The 15,188-nt window shown below is 67.7% G+C and carries 12 protein-coding genes; 5 read left to right on the top strand and 7 right to left on the bottom strand.

The features are described 5' to 3' along the window. Positions 1-141: 141 nt before the first annotated feature. Both ACZ6BG_RS20035 and ACZ6BG_RS20030 read left to right on the top strand, forming a co-directional pair. Positions 142-435: a hypothetical protein gene (locus ACZ6BG_RS20035; protein ID WP_469003126.1), complete on the top strand. Its 294-nt coding sequence runs from the start codon at positions 142-144 to the stop codon at positions 433-435. A gap of 99 nt (positions 436-534) precedes the next feature. Beyond that, positions 535-1,440 carry a hypothetical protein gene (locus ACZ6BG_RS20030; protein WP_469003124.1) on the top strand — a complete coding sequence of 302 codons (906 nt, stop codon included), beginning with the start codon at positions 535-537 and terminating at the stop codon, positions 1,438-1,440. A gap of 778 nt (positions 1,441-2,218) precedes the next feature. On the opposite strand, the gene ACZ6BG_RS20025 is transcribed toward ACZ6BG_RS20030, so the two are convergent. The 7 genes from ACZ6BG_RS20025 to ACZ6BG_RS19995 all read right to left on the bottom strand — a co-directional run bounded on the left by ACZ6BG_RS20025 (position 2,219) and on the right by ACZ6BG_RS19995 (position 11,796). Continuing rightward, positions 2,219-2,485: a hypothetical protein gene (locus ACZ6BG_RS20025; protein WP_469003122.1), complete on the bottom strand. Its 267-nt coding sequence runs from the start codon at positions 2,483-2,485 to the stop codon at positions 2,219-2,221. A 187-nt stretch (positions 2,486-2,672) separates the two neighbouring features. After that, entirely contained in the window at positions 2,673-6,149 is a 3,477-nt protein-coding gene (locus ACZ6BG_RS20020) for a ThuA domain-containing protein (protein WP_469003119.1), read from the bottom strand. Between the two features lie 2 nt (positions 6,150-6,151). Beyond that, complete coding sequence (locus tag ACZ6BG_RS20015; protein WP_469003116.1) at positions 6,152-7,084, bottom strand: sugar phosphate isomerase/epimerase family protein; 933 nt, start codon at positions 7,082-7,084, stop codon at positions 6,152-6,154. Continuing rightward, positions 7,081-8,298: a substrate-binding domain-containing protein gene (locus ACZ6BG_RS20010; protein WP_469003114.1), complete on the bottom strand. Its 1,218-nt coding sequence runs from the start codon at positions 8,296-8,298 to the stop codon at positions 7,081-7,083. The genes ACZ6BG_RS20015 and ACZ6BG_RS20010 overlap by 4 nt, the downstream gene beginning before the upstream one ends. Further along, positions 8,295-9,305, bottom strand: a complete 1,011-nt coding sequence (locus ACZ6BG_RS20005; RefSeq protein WP_469003111.1) for an ABC transporter permease — start codon at positions 9,303-9,305, stop codon at positions 8,295-8,297. The genes ACZ6BG_RS20010 and ACZ6BG_RS20005 overlap by 4 nt, the downstream gene beginning before the upstream one ends. Then, entirely contained in the window at positions 9,302-10,324 is a 1,023-nt protein-coding gene (locus tag ACZ6BG_RS20000) for an ABC transporter permease (RefSeq protein WP_469003108.1), read from the bottom strand. Before ACZ6BG_RS20000 ends, ACZ6BG_RS20005 begins: the two co-directional genes overlap by 4 nt. Continuing rightward, complete coding sequence (locus ACZ6BG_RS19995) at positions 10,321-11,796, bottom strand: sugar ABC transporter ATP-binding protein (protein ID WP_469003106.1); 1,476 nt, start codon at positions 11,794-11,796, stop codon at positions 10,321-10,323. The genes ACZ6BG_RS20000 and ACZ6BG_RS19995 overlap by 4 nt, the downstream gene beginning before the upstream one ends. 782 nt (positions 11,797-12,578) lie before the next feature. Here ACZ6BG_RS19995 and ACZ6BG_RS19990 point away from each other — a divergent pair. The 3 genes from ACZ6BG_RS19990 (at position 12,579) to ACZ6BG_RS19980 (ending at position 15,048) form a co-directional block, all read left to right on the top strand. Then, on the top strand, positions 12,579-13,415 hold the full coding sequence (locus ACZ6BG_RS19990; RefSeq protein WP_469003104.1) for a helix-turn-helix transcriptional regulator: 837 nt from the start codon (positions 12,579-12,581) through the stop codon (positions 13,413-13,415). Between the two features lie 661 nt (positions 13,416-14,076). Next, entirely contained in the window at positions 14,077-14,643 is a 567-nt protein-coding gene (locus ACZ6BG_RS19985) for a hypothetical protein (RefSeq protein ID WP_469003102.1), read from the top strand. A 33-nt stretch (positions 14,644-14,676) separates the two neighbouring features. Next, entirely contained in the window at positions 14,677-15,048 is a 372-nt protein-coding gene (locus ACZ6BG_RS19980; RefSeq protein WP_469003099.1) for a hypothetical protein, read from the top strand. Positions 15,049-15,188: the final 140 nt, after the last annotated feature.

The following is a 15,188-nucleotide window of genomic DNA, read 5'->3' as shown; positions in this document are numbered from 1 at the left end:
GGTGGTTCGCTTCCTTAGGCCAGCAACTCGACAAGCGGGAGCGCGCCCCCACATGAACTCCTCCACCGGCAGGTCCGCCGCTACGAGTACCGTGCACCGGGGCGGCACCGGTCAGCAGTCGCGAAGTGGGAGAAGCATCCGATGGCCTTCGCCGCGGCCACCACACGAGCCGTAGTGAGGACACTCTCGGAACCCAGGTACACCGCCTTCGAGGTGTACTTCGCCCCCGATTTGGTCTGGGTCGGCCGTTCGCGCCGGATCAGCGACGTGCTGGTAACCGTCGACGACGCCACCGCAGCCCACTGCATGAGGAAGCCCGCCTCCACCAACGGCGAGGCCACCAGGGTGTTCAGCCAAGCTCTTCCGCGCGCGCCCGCGGCCGAAGGGATCAGCTACGACCCGTTCGACGCCCTCGATGACGTCTTCGCCGACTGACCCGAGTCGACTACCCGCAGGCTCAAGCCCGACTACCTGCTCACCCATCACCTCATCTCGCCCCAAACGCAATTAACAAATCTAGGGATGAAGGACTTCATGGACGCCAGCACCGTCGACATCGCCGTCTGGAACATCGAGGCAGATGGCGGCCGCAATGGCGAACGCCGCGACTGCGCGGTCGACATTGTCGCCAGCCTCGGAGACGGCGGCCCGGACGTACTGCTACAGCAGGAAGCGAAGTTCAGTCGGGAGCGGGGCAACCAGCTCATGCACACTACCGAGAAGCGGTTGAAGCTCCGCGGGTTCCTGTCCGCACCCAACCCGGACGCCGACGCGGACATCGCAACGGCCGTGTACCTACGCCCCGACATGTTCCAGGTGGCGGAAGTCCGGCCTCGTGCGAAGCCCTGGTGGCTCCACCCCTGCCACGTCGCCGTGACACTCGACGATTGCCCTGTGCCGCTGAACCTCATCTCCTTCCACATGTGCTGGTTCGACGCCGACCAGCGCCTTACCGAAACGGGCTGGCTCACCACCCAGGCCCAAACCGGCGTGGCTACATTCGCAGCCGGTGACACCAACAGTTACGTCGCCCGTCCTGAACCGATCGCCCTGCCCGACTGGGAGAAGGTCAGTGATCGAGCACACATGGTCCAGCGCACCTACGTGGACGCCCACGGGAGCCGCCGCACTGACACCAGGCCCGACTTGACCTTGCGTGATGCCGGGTTCGTCGACCTCGCACGGCATGCAGCCGACCATCTAGGACAACACGGCGCTCTCGCCGCAACCGCCGGATTCAACAAGCCGCGCCAGGGCGGACCTCAGCGCATCGACCGCGCGTACGCCGCCGGAGGACTCGAGGCCGCACTTGACCATGTCAAGGTCATCGACAACGCCGACACCCACGCCGTGTCCGACCACGCCCTGCACCTCTACCGCTACAACCGTGCCCGCCTGAATCGGGTGCTTACCCATCTGGGGACCGCGCTGTGCGCGTGACCCGACGCCCGCCTGCCGGTCGGCGTCACGCGGGCGGAGGAGGGTCCGTCCAGCGCGATCGTGGCCAGCGAGCCGTCGCGCAGGTCAGGCAGGAACTGGCCCTGTGCCCGAAGGCGAACGGAGACCGGGAAAGCGCCAAAGCGCTGCTGGAGCAGGCCCTGAGGATCCGCGAGACCATCTCGGACCGCAGAGCCGTGGCCCTGACGCGCATCGTCCAGACCGAGATGGACCTGGAGGACAAGTGCACCCGCCGGGCGATCGAGGGTGGGGGGCCTGCCCACGTCGCCCTGGGCGGCGAGGGCGACGCTGTCAAGGCCGGTCGCGCGCTGCTGGTCCTGGTGCGTGCGTACGTCTTCCTCGGCGCCAACGTCAGGCTCCTGCTTGATGTCGCCGAGGACGACTTCACAACCACCGGCAGCCTGCGGGGACGGTTCCGCGTGCACCGATTACGCGGCGACATCGCGATGGAGGCCGGCGGGCTCATCGGCGCCCGCGAGCACTACCGTACGGCCCTCGCGCTCGCTGAACGCATCCGTCCCGCCGGAGCGAAGGAGCTCGCTCAGCGCTCCTCAACGCCCTGGCCGAGCAGACCTCCGGCAGCTGAGGACCGTACCGTGCTGCAGCCCGCCCGCACCGCGCTGGGTCCCGATGTGATGGCCGAGGCGTCGCGGGTTCCGTCAGCCGTCCCGTTCCAGCGCTACGAGGGGAGACCGCACCCATGCAACCGGAAGCAGCATCCGGCGAGGCGACGCTCGGCACGATGGTTGCCGAGGCGGGTTCAGGCTGCCATCTCCTGTCGCAGGCCGTCGAGCGCCACCGTGGCTCTGTCCCGTACGTCGGGCAGGTGGCCGTCGGCGGTGCGGATGACGCGCTGCACCTGGTGGGGCAGGCGCCGGCGGACAGCCTCGCTGAGCGCGGTGGTCAGCGATTCGGCGGCGCCGGTGACATCGCCGCCGATGAGCCGTACGCGGCCACTGGTGATGTCGGAGATCACCCGCCACTGCGCGCCGGTACCGGTGGCGTCGGGCGCCGCCTTCCCGTGCACGAGCCCCGATCCAGTGACATTGCCGGGAAGAGCGCTTGGCCGGGGCGGCGCAGACAGATCGCGATCACTGCGCTGAGTGCCACCGGTGCGGTTCGCAAGGCGGACATGGTTCGCACCGGTGGCGCTCCCTTGGCGAAGCTCGCGTCGAACGCGTCGTGTCAGTGCAAGCCGGTCACTGGACAGCCAGTCACTTGAGGACCCACTTCTGGTTGGCACCGCTGTTGCAGTCCCAGATGATCAGCTCAGTGCCGTCGGCGCTGCTCACGCCCTTGGCGTCCAGGCACTTGCCCCGGTTGCGGATCGTGCCGTCGGGCTGCACGTCCCAGCCCTGGTTGGCACCGCCGTTACACCCCCAGAGCTGTACCTTCGCGCCGTTCGCCGTGCCGCCTGGCCCATCGACATCCAGGCACTTGTCCAGGGCGCGCAGTGTGCTTCCGGCGGCGGACCACTTCTGGTTGGCACCGCCGTTGCAGCTCCACAGCTGAACCTTTGTCCCGTTCGCGGTGCCTGCCTTGTCGACGTCGACGCACTTGCCGCCGATGCCGACGATCGACTTCGCTCCAGGGGCGCCCCCCTCGCCGAGGCCCGGTCCGATGAATTTCATGGAGTCGATGTCGTACGCGTTGTTCCCCGGCGTCTTGAACACCATGAACAGCTCCGTGCTCCCGCCGGGCCTGGTGATGTCCACGGGCGCCGTGCTCGCGTACGTGTCCCAGCCGCCGGTGCTCTGCACCGGAACCGACGCGATCAGCTGCCCCGTCGGCGAGCCGTCGCGCAGTTCGACCGTTCCGCCGCCGGAGGGTGAGGAGAGCCTGAGTGACACCTGGTTGATGCCCGTGAAGTTGACCGGCTTGATGGCTATCCAGTCGTTGTTGCTGATGTCGCCGATCCGCGCGCCGGACTCGGCACCCGACTGCGACACCACGCGCACTCCGGACTGGCGGCTGAAGTACTCGGCCTGCTTGTGCTTGGGCTGCAGGATCGCCTTCGTACTGCCGGTCAGCGCGGGCACCCCGGCGGCGCCCTTGTCGGTGTAGCTGGAGGTTGCGACGTAGAACGAGTTGAGGTTGGCGTGTCCCGTGTCGGTCTCGGGTTTGATCGTGCCCGAGCACCCGTTGATCGCGTCGGAGTCGTGTGCGTGCTCGTCATGCCCCAGCGAGGGCACTGTCTTGACCTTGGCGCAGTCCACCGTGCCGTCCTCGGAGTCGGTGACGTCCACGGTGTACGGGATCGAGTCCCCCCAGTCGTACATGCCCCCGTTCGGGATGGACAGCTTGACCGACGGCTCAGTGTTGCCCGAGGTGACCACCACACTGGTGGTCCCGGTCTTGCCACCGGAGTCAGTGACGCTCAGGCGCGCGGTGAACTGCCCCTTGGCGGCGTAGGTATGCGTCGGGTTGGCATCGGTCGAGGTGCCACCGTCACCGAAGACCCACTTGTAGGTGAGGGCACTGCCTTCCGGATCGCTCGAGCCCGCGCTGGAGAACTTCACTTCGAGGGGGGTCTTGCCCGAGGTCGGATTCGCCGTCGCCTTCGCGACCGGCCGACGGTCACCTCTGGTGTAGTCGATGCGATAGAGACCGGAGTCCGGGTTGTCCCGGCCGAAGCCGGTGCCCCACTCCAGCAGGTAGAGGGCCCCATCGGGACCGAACTTCATGTCCATCGGTGACTTGAAGCTCATCTTCGACACGAAGTCGCTGATCTTCAGCAGCTTCCCATCCTTGTCGAGCCGGAACTCCCACAGCTTGTTGCGCGACCACTCGCCGAAGAACGGCGTCTTGTCGAAGTAGGCGGGAAACTTCGTCTCCGACGGGTTGTCGGCGTCGTAGTGGTAGACCGGGAATGCCGCAGGCGCCTCGCCTCCTGATCCCATCTCGGGGAACTTGTTGCCGTTCGCGCCGTTGCCGTACCAGACGTCGGCCTTCTTGGCCGCCGGCAGTTCGGTCAGGCCCGTGTTGTTCGGCGAGTTGTTGACCGGCTTGGCACAGTTGAACTTCTCCCCCGACTTGCCGGTCGCGAAGTCGTAGTCGTTGTAGGGGATGTTGTCGCCGACGCAGTACGGCCAGCCGTAGAAGCCGGGTGACTTGACGACGTTCCATTCCACGATCGCCGCAGGCCCGCGGTTCGGGTCGTCGTTCCCGGCGTCCGCTCCGTAGTCGGCCGCGTAAAGCGTGCCGTTCGCCGGATCGACAGAGAACCGGAACGGGTTGCGGAAGCCCATGGCGTAGATCTCGGGCCGCGTCTTCGCCGTGCCCGGCGCGAACATGTTGCCGGACGGAATCTTGTACGTGCCGTCGGGCTCCGGATGGATCCGCAGGATCTTCCCGCGCAGGTCGTTGGTGTTGGCCGAGGTGCGCTGGACGTCGTTGTCCGCGTGTCCGGCGCGTTCGTCGATCGGCGCGTACCCGTCGGAGCGGAACGGCTCCGTGTCATCGCCGGTGCCGATGTACAGGTTGCCGCCGGGTCCGAAGGCGATGTACCCGCCGGTGTGCCCCGGCTCGGGAGCCTGCCGCGACGAGGGCACCTTCATCAGCACCTTCTCACTGGCCTTGTCCAGGGAGTCGCCCTCGACGGTGAACCGCGACACACGCGCGATGTCCTCCGTGCCGCCTGCCGGCGAGTACATCAGGTAGATCCACTTGTTGGCGGCGAAGTCCGGGTCGAGCGCCAGGCCGGTCAGTCCGTCCTCCCCACCCGTGTACGCGTCGAGGGTGCCCGCGGTGACGACCTCACCGGAGTCCGGCTTGTGCACTTTCACCTTGCCGCCGTACTCGGCGTAGAACACCCGGCCGTCCTTGGCCACGTCCAGCGCGGCGGGCCCGACGGTGTTCTCGTCGAGGGCGACCTTCTCGTAGTTGGACCAGGTCGTCGGGCCGCAGTCCGACGCGACCTTGCCTCCCGCCGACTCCACGCCGCCGACGATGTGGTCACGGAAGGCCTCTTCGCTGTACGCGGCCGCCTCATGGCCCATGGCGGTGGCCCACACCTTGCCGCCCTCGGCGTCGCGGCACCAGGAGATGGGGTGGTCGGCGCCCATCGCGTCGGGGCCCGGGGTGTACGTGGTCTCGTCGGCGGTGACGAGGACGTGCACGTCGCCCCGGGGGTTCTTGTCGAAGTTGTACCACTCCTCCGCCCGCTTCCAGCGCTCGGGAAGCGTCTTGGTGGAGGGGTGCACGCGGTCGGCGACTTTGGCGGTGCCCTGCAGGACGCCCGGCGAGTGGGTGGGCATGTGGGCACCGCCGTTGACCAGCTTGTCCCACCACGGGAAGTCGTTCTCTATGCCCATGTCGAGAGCGTTGTGGATCGCCGCGACCCCGCCGCCGTTGTTCACGTACTTCTGCATCGCCTGGCGCTGGGCGTCGTTGTCCCACACCATGCCTGACGTCTGGAGCATCACCACCACGTCGTACTTGGCGAGTTCGTCGTCCTTGAAGACCGCGGAGTCCTCGCTTTTCGTCACCTCCCATCCCCGCGGTCCCGCCAACTCCTCGAACATCTTGATGCCCGCGGGTATGGAGTCGTGACGATAGGCTCCGGGCGCTGTCTTCGTGAACAGCAGGACGTCCAGACCGTCCGGGTCTGCTGTGGCTGGTGCGGCCACGCCCGCCGTCACCAGCCCGGCGCTGAGCAGCACCGGGATCGAGCGTCTGGATAAGGCTTTCATCGCTACTCCTCTGGTGGGTTTGTCGGGGCTTGCCGACGCTCACGCGCGAGGGTGCGGCGCAGGAAGGCCAGCCCCTCCGTCGCGATCGCGTCCTGACTAAGGGCGAGCGGCCGCCACACGGAGGCGGCGACGGCGATGCTGGCGTTGTGGGCGGTGAAGGATTCGATGCACAGGTCTCCGCCGTAGCCCGCTTCCTGCAAGGCGTCGAGGAACCCGAACCAGTCCAGGTGGTCGGCACCAGGCGTCCCGCGGTCATTCGCGCAGACCTGGACGTGGCCGATGCGTCCCGCGGCCGCCCGCACGGCCTGCGGCAGCGAGTGTTCTTCTATGTTCTGGTGGTACGTGTCGAGGGCGATGCCGATCGTGCCCTCGGGCAGCCCGTGGAGCGCGGTGAGCGTCTGGGCCACGGTATTGAACAAGCTGGTCTCGTACCGGTTGAGCGGCTCGACGGCGATCCTCACCCCGGCGTCGGCGGCGTGCGCCACAACCGGGGCGATGTTGTCGCGCCACTGCGCGTACGCCGCGGCCCGCTCCACCTCGTCCATCCGCCAAGTGCGGCCGACGGCGGCGTAGACGGGACCGGCGACGACCCGCGAGCTCACCTCATGGGCGGCGTCCACGCACCGCAGCAGGTAGTCCTGCGTGGCGCGGACAACCGCGGGGGCTGCGCGAACCAGGTCACGTCCTGCCGGCATGACGGCGATGATCGCCGAGGCCGCAAGACCGGTGTCCTCAAGGAGCCGTGTGACGGCCTTCGGACGCCAGTCGCCCGGCTGTTCCAGCGGTAGTTCGGCGCAGTCGAAGCCCCAGGCGGACAGCCTGGGCAGGGTCTTCGTCAGCGCGGAGCCGCTGACCGGTGAGTGCCAGATCCAGGGGTTGGCGCCCAGCGGCGGCGCGAAGTCCGGTCCGTGGCCCCGGGCTTGGGACTTCTTCATTTGCCGCCCCAGCCCTTCGGATAGCCCGGCAGCTGCTGGCAGCCGCACATGGCGTAGTGCAGCGGTGGCATGCCGGGGTTGAGGTACTCATCGAGGTTGTCCTCGGTGACGGCGGGCTGCGGCAGCTTCCACTCCTCGGGCGCCTGCCGACCATTGAGGATCTTCAGTGCGGCAATGACCGGGGTGCGCCACTGGAAGGTCGGGTAGGTCGGGGCGACGGCCGTGAGCTTCTTGTCCTTCCATGCCTCCAGGAAGTCCTGCTGGTCCTCGCCGGTGATCGGTGGCACGTCGGCTCCGGCGTCCTCGAACGCCTCTACCGCGGCGACGGCGGTGGCCCCGGAGTCCATCCATACGCCGTCGATGCTGCCGTGCCGGGAGATGGCGTCGGCGACGATCGACTTCGTCTTGGCGGGGTCCCCGTCGGTGAACTTGACCTCCGCGACTTTCAGCCCAGCCTTGTCGAAGGCGGCCTTCGCGGCGGACCAGCGGGTCTCGAGCACATCGACCCCGGGTGAGATCCGCAGCGCCACGACCTTGCCCTTGGGCTTGACCTTCTTCACCAGGAAGTCGGCGGACGTGGCGCCGAACGCGTAGCCGCCGACGGGGTTGATGAAGGTGACCGGGCAGTCCGTCTCGACCCCGCGGTCGAAGACGATGACCGGCACCTTGCCGCAGGCCGCCTTGACGGCGGGGGTCAGGGTGGAGGTGGTGTTCGGCGAGACGATGAGCGCGTCGCAGTTCTTGCCCGCGAGCTCCTGAATGTCGGAGATCTGCTTGTCGTCCTTGCCCTGGGCGTCCAGGACGGAGAAGTCGGTGATCTCCTTGTGGAGCTTCGCCTCGGCCTTCATGTTCTTCAAGCCGACTTGACGCCAGGGGTTGAAGACACCGGCGTTGGAGAAGCAGAGGTGCACGCCTCCAGAGCCCTTCTTCTTGTACTGGGCGGTATCGATCATCTTCGGTTCCAGCATCTGCTCCCACGGCTTGTCCGCAGGCCCCTCGGCGGCCGCCGCGGCCAGCGACAGCTGCCGCTCGTACTCGCGCTTGTCGAAGAACTTCGACTCTGTGCCGTCGCCGCTCTGCCCAGACGGTGCGGAGGAGCCGCCCCCGTCGCCGGGTGCCTCCTCCGGCAGGTCGGAGGAGCAGGAGGCGACCGCAAGGACAGCGGTGAGCACCGCGCCGACGATGGGCAGACTGCGATGACGGATACGGCTCATGCTGCGTCCCCTTTTGACGGGTGAGTGCGATGGCGGCGAAGCCGGGAGAAGTCGGCGGCCCCCAGTCCCACGGCGGCGATCACGATGAACCCCTGGACGGTGGACTCCAGAGCGCCGGAGACGCCCTGGAGGTTGAGCAGTGTGAACAGCGCCTGCAGGGAGAACGCGCCCGCCATGGCGGCGACGACCGAACCCCGGCCACCGCCGAGCGCCACTCCGCCGAGCACCACGGCGGTGATGGCCTCGAACTCGTAGCCCCGGCCCGCCTGCGCCGAGACGCCGGAGAATCCCGCGACGAGTACGGCGGCCAGTGCGGCCGCCGTACCGGAGAGGACGAAGGCCAGGGTCCGGGCGCGGGCCACCCGTACGCCCGCCAGGGCGGCGGTCCGTTCGGCGTCGCCCGTGGCGATCAGCGTGCGCCCGTAGTTCGAGCGCATCAGCCAGACGGCCAAAGCTCCCGTGACGAGGCAGGCGAGCACCGCCCAGGGCAGCCAGCCGCCGGCGGTGCCGCGGCCGAACTCACGGAAGCTTTGCGGTAGCGCGCCGTGCGGGGAGCCGCCGGTCCAGAAGAACACCGCGCCTTCGAGGATGAGCATCATGCCCAGGGTGGCGATGAACGACGGCACTCTGAGCACCGTGGTGATCAGACCGTTCAGCAGCCCGGCCATCGCTCCCGCCACCAGCAGTCCCAGGGTCACGAGGAACCAGGGGGCGTCCGGGTACGAGCCGTAGAATTCGGCGGCCGCGACCACGCCGACGGTGACAACAGCACCGACGGACAAGTCGAACTCGCCGCAGACGATGACCAGGTACTGGCCCGCGGCCAGGATCACCAAAGGGGCGGCACGCTTCATGAAGGCCAGGAACCGGTCGGGTTCGTAGAAACCGGGGTCGGAGACGGCCAGGCCGATCAGCAGAAGCCCCAGCAGGACGTATACGGGTGCGCCTGCGCCCAGGCGTCTCCCGGCGCGAACTACCAGTGCAGCCGCGGGTGTTGCCGTGGTCATGCGGGCTTCCTCCCGACTGAAGTGCGGCGTGGTGGCCGCGCGTACAACGCCACAGCCGCGATGATCACAACGCCGCGTACGACGTTCTTGAAGAAGGGGTCGACCGCCAGCTGGTTGAAGACGCTGTCGAGCACCGACAGCGCCAGCACACCGCCGAGCGTCCCGGCGACGCCGCCGCGACCGCCGGCCAACGCGGTCCCGCCGAGCACCACGGCAGCGATGGATTCCAGGTCGTAACGCGCCTCCGTCCCCGCCCACGGCGCGCCCGCACCGAGGCGCGCGGCCAGGAACAGTGCTGCGGCGCCCACACACAGGGAGCACAGGACGTGCGCGGCGACGACAGTGCGCCGGGTGCGTATGCCGGAGAGCCGGGCGGCGTGCTCGTCGCCACCGGTGGCGTACATGTGGTGGCCCCATCGGGTACGTCGAGTGACGAGCCAGAGCACGGCGGCGACCGCGAGGAGCAGGAAGAGGGAGACCGGGACGGGTCCGATACGGTCATAGCCGAGGTGTTGGAAGGAGGCGGGCACCTCGCCGGACGGGCCCGTGTAGTTGTCCTCGACGTAGCCGCGCAGGATGAACGCCGTGCCGAGCGTGGCGATGAAGGCGTTGACCTTCAACCCCGTGACGATCAGTCCGTTGGCGAGCCCCACACCCGCACTCAGTGCCAGCACGGCGAGGACACCTGTGACGACGCTGCCGTCCTGCATGGTCTCGGCGGCGACCAGGGTTCCGAGGCTGATCAGATACGCCACCGACAGATCCAGCGAGCCAGTGAGGATCACCACGGACTGGCCCACGGCCACCAGTCCGAGGGCCACGCTGTTCTGCAGGATGCTGGTGATGTTGGCGCGGGTCAGGAAGTCGCCGCCGTCGAGGGCGACGACGATCCAGCCGATGAGTGTGACGGCGGCCGCCGCCAGCCAGACCCCGACGACGGGATCGCTCAACTTCAGGGTTCTTCTCGTGGTCCGCGCCGGGGACGCTCCTCGAGGCGTCTGGGTCTGTAAGGCCGTCATGCGGCGGACTCCTTCGCTTGCTCGCTGGTGGCCACGCGCATGATCTGCTCCTCAGTGGCACCGGCGGGGAGTTCCCCCGCGAGGGTGCCGTGGGCCATGACGAGGATCCGGTCGCTCATCCCGATCAGCTCGGGCAGTTCGGACGAGACGATCACGACTGCCATGCCCTCACGGGCGAGTTCGCGGACCAAGGTGTGGATGGCGGCCTTGGCTCCGACGTCCACACCCCGGGTCGGCTCGTCGAAGAGGAGCACCCGGGGGCGGGCGGCGAGCCACTTGGCGATCACGACCTTCTGCTGGTTGCCGCCGGAGAGGTAGCGCACCTCCTGGTCCTCACCGCGGGCGCGCAGTTCGACCCGCCTCAACAGCCCACCTATGTCGGATGATCCACGACGCGGCACGGCACGGGTGACCAGCAGCGCGTTGTCACGCACGGACTGTCGCAGAGCGAGGCCCTCCCCCTTGCGGTCCTCGGTGACCAGCGCGACGCCGCCGCGGATGGCCTGCCGAGGGCTCTTGGGTCTCAACGGCCGGTCAGCAACGGTCATTTGTCCCCGGGTAAAGGGCGTGGCTCCGAAGAGGGCACGCAGCAGCGAAGTGCGTCCAGCGCCCTGCAGCCCGGCGACACCGGTGACTTCGCCTGCCAGAAGGGTCAACTCAATTTCGTCCAAACGGTCGTTGCCGCCACCGGAGACCGCGAGCAGCGGTTCGCCGATCTCTTCCGGTCGGGCTCTGGGCGGGTAGTAGGCGCCGAGGTCACGGCCCACCATCGCCCGTACGATTTCGTCGGAGCTGGTCTCGGCAGTGGCGAGTGTGGTGACCCTGTGACCGTCCTTGAGGACGGTGATGCGCTGGGAGAGGTCGAAGACCTCCCGCAGCCGGTGGGAGATGTACAAGATGCCGATGCCGCGCCCGGCCAGGCGGCGGACGAGCCTGTAGAGCGACTCGACCTCGTTGTCCGCCAGCGGGGCCGTCGGTTCGTCCATCATCAGCACGCGGACGTCAGAGGCGGCCAGCGCCTTGACGATCTCCACTGTCTGCTGGCGGGCCACGGACAGGTCCTTGACCAGCATTCCCGGGGCGATGTGCGTCTCGTCCAGCTCGGCCAGGAGCTCGGCTGTGCGGTGCTCCATCCGGCGGCGGTCGACGAGTCCGCGGCGTAACGGCTCGCGTCCCAAGAACACGTTCTCGGCGACAGTGCGGTGGGGCAGGAGGGCGAACTCCTGGTGGATCAGACCGATTCCGGCGGCCTGGGCCTGGGAGGGATGGGAGAAGGCCAGTACCCTCCCGTCGAGCGTGAGGCTCCCGTGGTCCGGTGCGTACTCACCGGCGAGCACCTTCATCAGCGTCGACTTGCCGGCGCCGTTCTCTCCCACCAGCGCGTGCACTTCCCCCGGCGCGAGGTCGAGTGACACTCCATGGAGCACTCGAACCCCGAGGAAGCTCTTGGACACGTCTCGCATCTTCAGCATGACTGGCAATGTCCCGGGGGACCTTTGGACCGTCAAGGACGAAAGCAGAACCCACATATGGACTTTTGTCGGCAGCTTTGGCCGATGAACGAGCTCACTTTCTCTTGTTGGAGGACGAACACATCTCTACGGTGAGTGCCGTGAAGAGCACGTCCTCCTTACCGCCGCTCAGGAGCCGCCCACCGCGTCGAAGGTCTGGCCTGCGGTCCGGTCACCCGGGACGGCAAGGCCGAAGCGGTGCGGGCTGCGCACGCGGACAGGGCCGCAGCCGGAGCGGGTATTGCTGGGGATCGAGCGCGCGCAGTCACCGGCACAGGTGGATCACGTGCTGGCGGAGACCGACTGATCCTCCGGGTCCGTGGCGCAACGCTTCCGGATAACGAACTCACAACACAGCGGGATACTCAACGCCCCTACCGCTCCCCGGAGTTGATGGACTGATCCATCTGCGTCGCACGAGTCGAGACCGACGACGGTACGGGAGTGAACATGACGGTACGTCTGACAACCTCTTGTCGGCACAGACCGGAGAGAAGACACGACCGCGCGGAGTGCGTGAACGACCATGTATGACCCTGCGCGAACGTCAATCGCCAGTGCTACGGCACACCGCCGCAGGCCAGCTCGATCGCAGGAGGGCCAGTTCGCGCCGGGGCGGGTGATCGTCGGTGCGCGGAGCGCGGAGTAGGGCTCCCGGGCACGAGCGCGGTGCCCAGTGGCGGCGCTCGTTCACGCCGCCGACTATCCAGCCTCCGCCACCGCTGGCCTGCACGGCGCTCGGCATGCGATCCGGATACCTGCCTGCCGTCGGCCCACGCGTCCTCGATCACCCCGTCGCGCTGGTGATCGCCTCTGGGACGGGCTGGTTCGCGTGGGAAGGGTGCGACCCCGTCGGCGTGTTCGCGCCCGTCCTCCTGTGGCTGCGGCCCGGCATCGAGCACAGCTTCGGACCACACGCGCCAGGCTGGTCGGAATGCTTCGTCGAGTTCGAGGAGTCTGCCTCCCCCACCCCCCACCATGCCCCTCAACACCCTTCGGCCCTCGCAGGCTTGAGAGCCGGACTCACTCCCACGGGGGCGATCGAGGCCCACGGCGGAAAGCAGAACCTCCTCCCCCGCGGCGAGGTCATCGTCCCGCTCGCCTCGGCCGAGCCGATCCGCCGCGTCGTCCAGAAGCTGGCCATGGTGTGCGACGAGAGCGAGCCCTGCTTCAGCACGGCGATTACCGCCGGCCTGCACGAAATCCTGACCGTCATCCGTCGCAGTCGGATCGGCGCCAAGCGGGAGGGGCCCACCGTACTCGAGGCACTCGCCAACGCGGCCTGCTCACCCATACCCGTCGCCGAGCACGCCCGGAAGCTGTCGATGACCTTGCCCGAACTGCGCGACACGGTCCGCGAACTGGCCCAGTGCACGCCCAAGGACTTCATCCTCGGCATCCGCCTCAACCTGGCCAAACACCTCCTGGCCACCACCGACCTCAAGGTCGCGGCAATCGCCCGCCGCGTCGGCTATGAGGACCAGGGATACTTCACGCGACTGTTCACCCGCCGCGTGGGCATCACTCCGGGCTCGTTCCGCGAGCGGCGTACGCCGAGGCACTTCCTCCCCAAGGACTAGGTTGGCTGTCCCGGGAGATCCACGAGCAGGGCTCCCAGCTGGCGTAGTCCCCGCGTGCTGGCGCTCCCCGCGCTCGGGCGATGCGACTCAGGGCCCCGTCCCCGGACGGCCATCGCGCACGCCGACAGCTGATGTTGGTGGTGCAGGGTCACAGGCGGGTCGAGACCGAATAGCTACTTTGCGCCACACATGAAGACGTCTCCGTCCCGGCCGCCTTGCCACTCAACGCCAACAGGCCCACGTATGTGAGGGGCCAATGCTGTGGGGCAACCGGTCGAATGCGCTGTGCACGCGGGCTTGCTCACAAGGGTCGAACGACGGGACCAGGCTGGGCCAGCCGCATCCCCTCACTACCGGTGCGAGCACCCAACGAGGATCTGAACTGCATGATTGCCAGCTTCTTGGCTCGTGATCCGGAGTATCTCCCGGTTCAGGCAGGCGACTTGCCTCCATCTTTTTCTGATCCGAACTTAAATGAAATGAGGCTTGGCCAACCCTCTTACTTCCGCCGCCGCCTGAACCTCATATAACCCTCAACCCCATTGCCTCCTCGGGAAGTCGAGCGAAAGAATCCAGCCACGCCCGGCGCCTCGGCTCCCCCGACCAGGGAGACTTCAACCGGCTCGGGCCCATCGCGATGCGATGAGACGAGGGGACACACATGTCGATATCGAGAACCACTCTGCGCGCCACCACGGCCGGCGTCGCCGCCGCGGTCGCTCTCGGAGTGGCCGGGCCGATGGCCTCCGCCTCCGAGGCCGAGCGTGCCCAGAGCGCCGAACTCACAGCGGCAGCGGTCACATTGGGTGCGGTGGCCGAGGCGGCGGACGCTCCGCAGATTGTCGAGGAAGGGCTGGACGAGCGCCTGGGGGCGCTTCCGCCCAACCCCACGAACCAGCAGCTCGTCGAGGCGATGTACCCGGGCGACAAGAATGCCCAGGCCGCCGCCCTGGCCAAGCTCGACGGAGCCAAGCTCGACGGGCAGGGAGTCCGGACGCTGGGCTGGGACTGGGGCACCGCGTGGAAGGTGACCAAGTGTGTAGGAGCCATTGGTGCGTTCATCGCCGGTAACGCGCTCCTGGTCACCAAGGCCACCAAGTTCGGCGGGGTACTCAAGGGCGCCAAGCTCATCGTGCAGGCTGGCAACAAGGAGGAGCGGATCAAGCTCCTCGTTGCCATCTTCGGTGAAGTCACAGGCCTGGCCACGGTCGCCACCGCATGCGGCTGAGCTGCTCGTCAAGAGCAAGAGGGGCAATGACCCATGGAAATCGCATTCAAGGCATCATTCGTGCTCGCCACGGCGGTCGAAGTAGTCCTCGTAGCCGTCCTGGTCTTCCAGGTCTGGCGCCAGCAACGCCACGGCAGCACACAACCCCTGGTGTTCACCGGCGGTGACGCGCTGATCGGCGCGGCCCTGTTCGGCGGCTCAATGACGATCACCGCATTGTTCGCCCACGGGTGGAGCGATGCGTCAGCGGCGGACACGCTGCTGTACGCGGTGACCTTCGGCATCGTTACAGCCGGACTCGCCAACTACCTCAGCGGACAAGGCGGAACGCGGCCCGCGCAGAGCCGCAGCGCGTTCGTGCTGCCGCTCGGGTTTGGAGTACTGGCAGGTCTGGCGGGCGTCTGACCGAGAAGCCCGAGTGCCGGGGGGGGGAGGGGGGCCTTGTGTCCCCCGGACCCCGGATTCAATCCCCTCCCTCTACTCTTAAACTCCGCCCAAAAAACGCAAGCCCCAAAACACCAACTCGGTAAGTTGTGTGGGCGTCG

The organism is Streptomyces sp. NPDC041205 (assembly GCF_055591765.1).
Note: the sequence above shows the minus strand (reverse complement) of the source record. Positions and strands in the feature narration are given on the sequence as shown.

What these genes read in the sequence shown, in the direction of transcription:
- ACZ6BG_RS20030 (WP_469003124.1), top strand. Translation starts at nt 535, where the DNA reads ATGGACGCCAGCACCGTCGACATCGCCGTCTGGAACATCGAGGCAGAT.
- ACZ6BG_RS20000 (WP_469003108.1), bottom strand. Translation starts at nt 10,324, where the DNA reads ATGACGGCCTTACAGACCCAGACGCCTCGAGGAGCGTCCCCGGCGCGG.
- ACZ6BG_RS20035 (WP_469003126.1), top strand. Translation starts at nt 142, where the DNA reads ATGGCCTTCGCCGCGGCCACCACACGAGCCGTAGTGAGGACACTCTCG.
- ACZ6BG_RS20005 (WP_469003111.1), bottom strand. Translation starts at nt 9,305, where the DNA reads ATGACCACGGCAACACCCGCGGCTGCACTGGTAGTTCGCGCCGGGAGA.
- ACZ6BG_RS20020 (WP_469003119.1), bottom strand. Translation starts at nt 6,149, where the DNA reads ATGAAAGCCTTATCCAGACGCTCGATCCCGGTGCTGCTCAGCGCCGGG.
- ACZ6BG_RS20015 (WP_469003116.1), bottom strand. Translation starts at nt 7,084, where the DNA reads ATGAAGAAGTCCCAAGCCCGGGGCCACGGACCGGACTTCGCGCCGCCG.
- ACZ6BG_RS19980 (WP_469003099.1), top strand. Translation starts at nt 14,677, where the DNA reads ATGGAAATCGCATTCAAGGCATCATTCGTGCTCGCCACGGCGGTCGAA.
- ACZ6BG_RS20010 (WP_469003114.1), bottom strand. Translation starts at nt 8,298, where the DNA reads ATGAGCCGTATCCGTCATCGCAGTCTGCCCATCGTCGGCGCGGTGCTC.
- ACZ6BG_RS19995 (WP_469003106.1), bottom strand. Translation starts at nt 11,796, where the DNA reads ATGCTGAAGATGCGAGACGTGTCCAAGAGCTTCCTCGGGGTTCGAGTG.
- ACZ6BG_RS19990 (WP_469003104.1), top strand. Translation starts at nt 12,579, where the DNA reads ATGCGATCCGGATACCTGCCTGCCGTCGGCCCACGCGTCCTCGATCAC.
- ACZ6BG_RS19985 (WP_469003102.1), top strand. Translation starts at nt 14,077, where the DNA reads ATGTCGATATCGAGAACCACTCTGCGCGCCACCACGGCCGGCGTCGCC.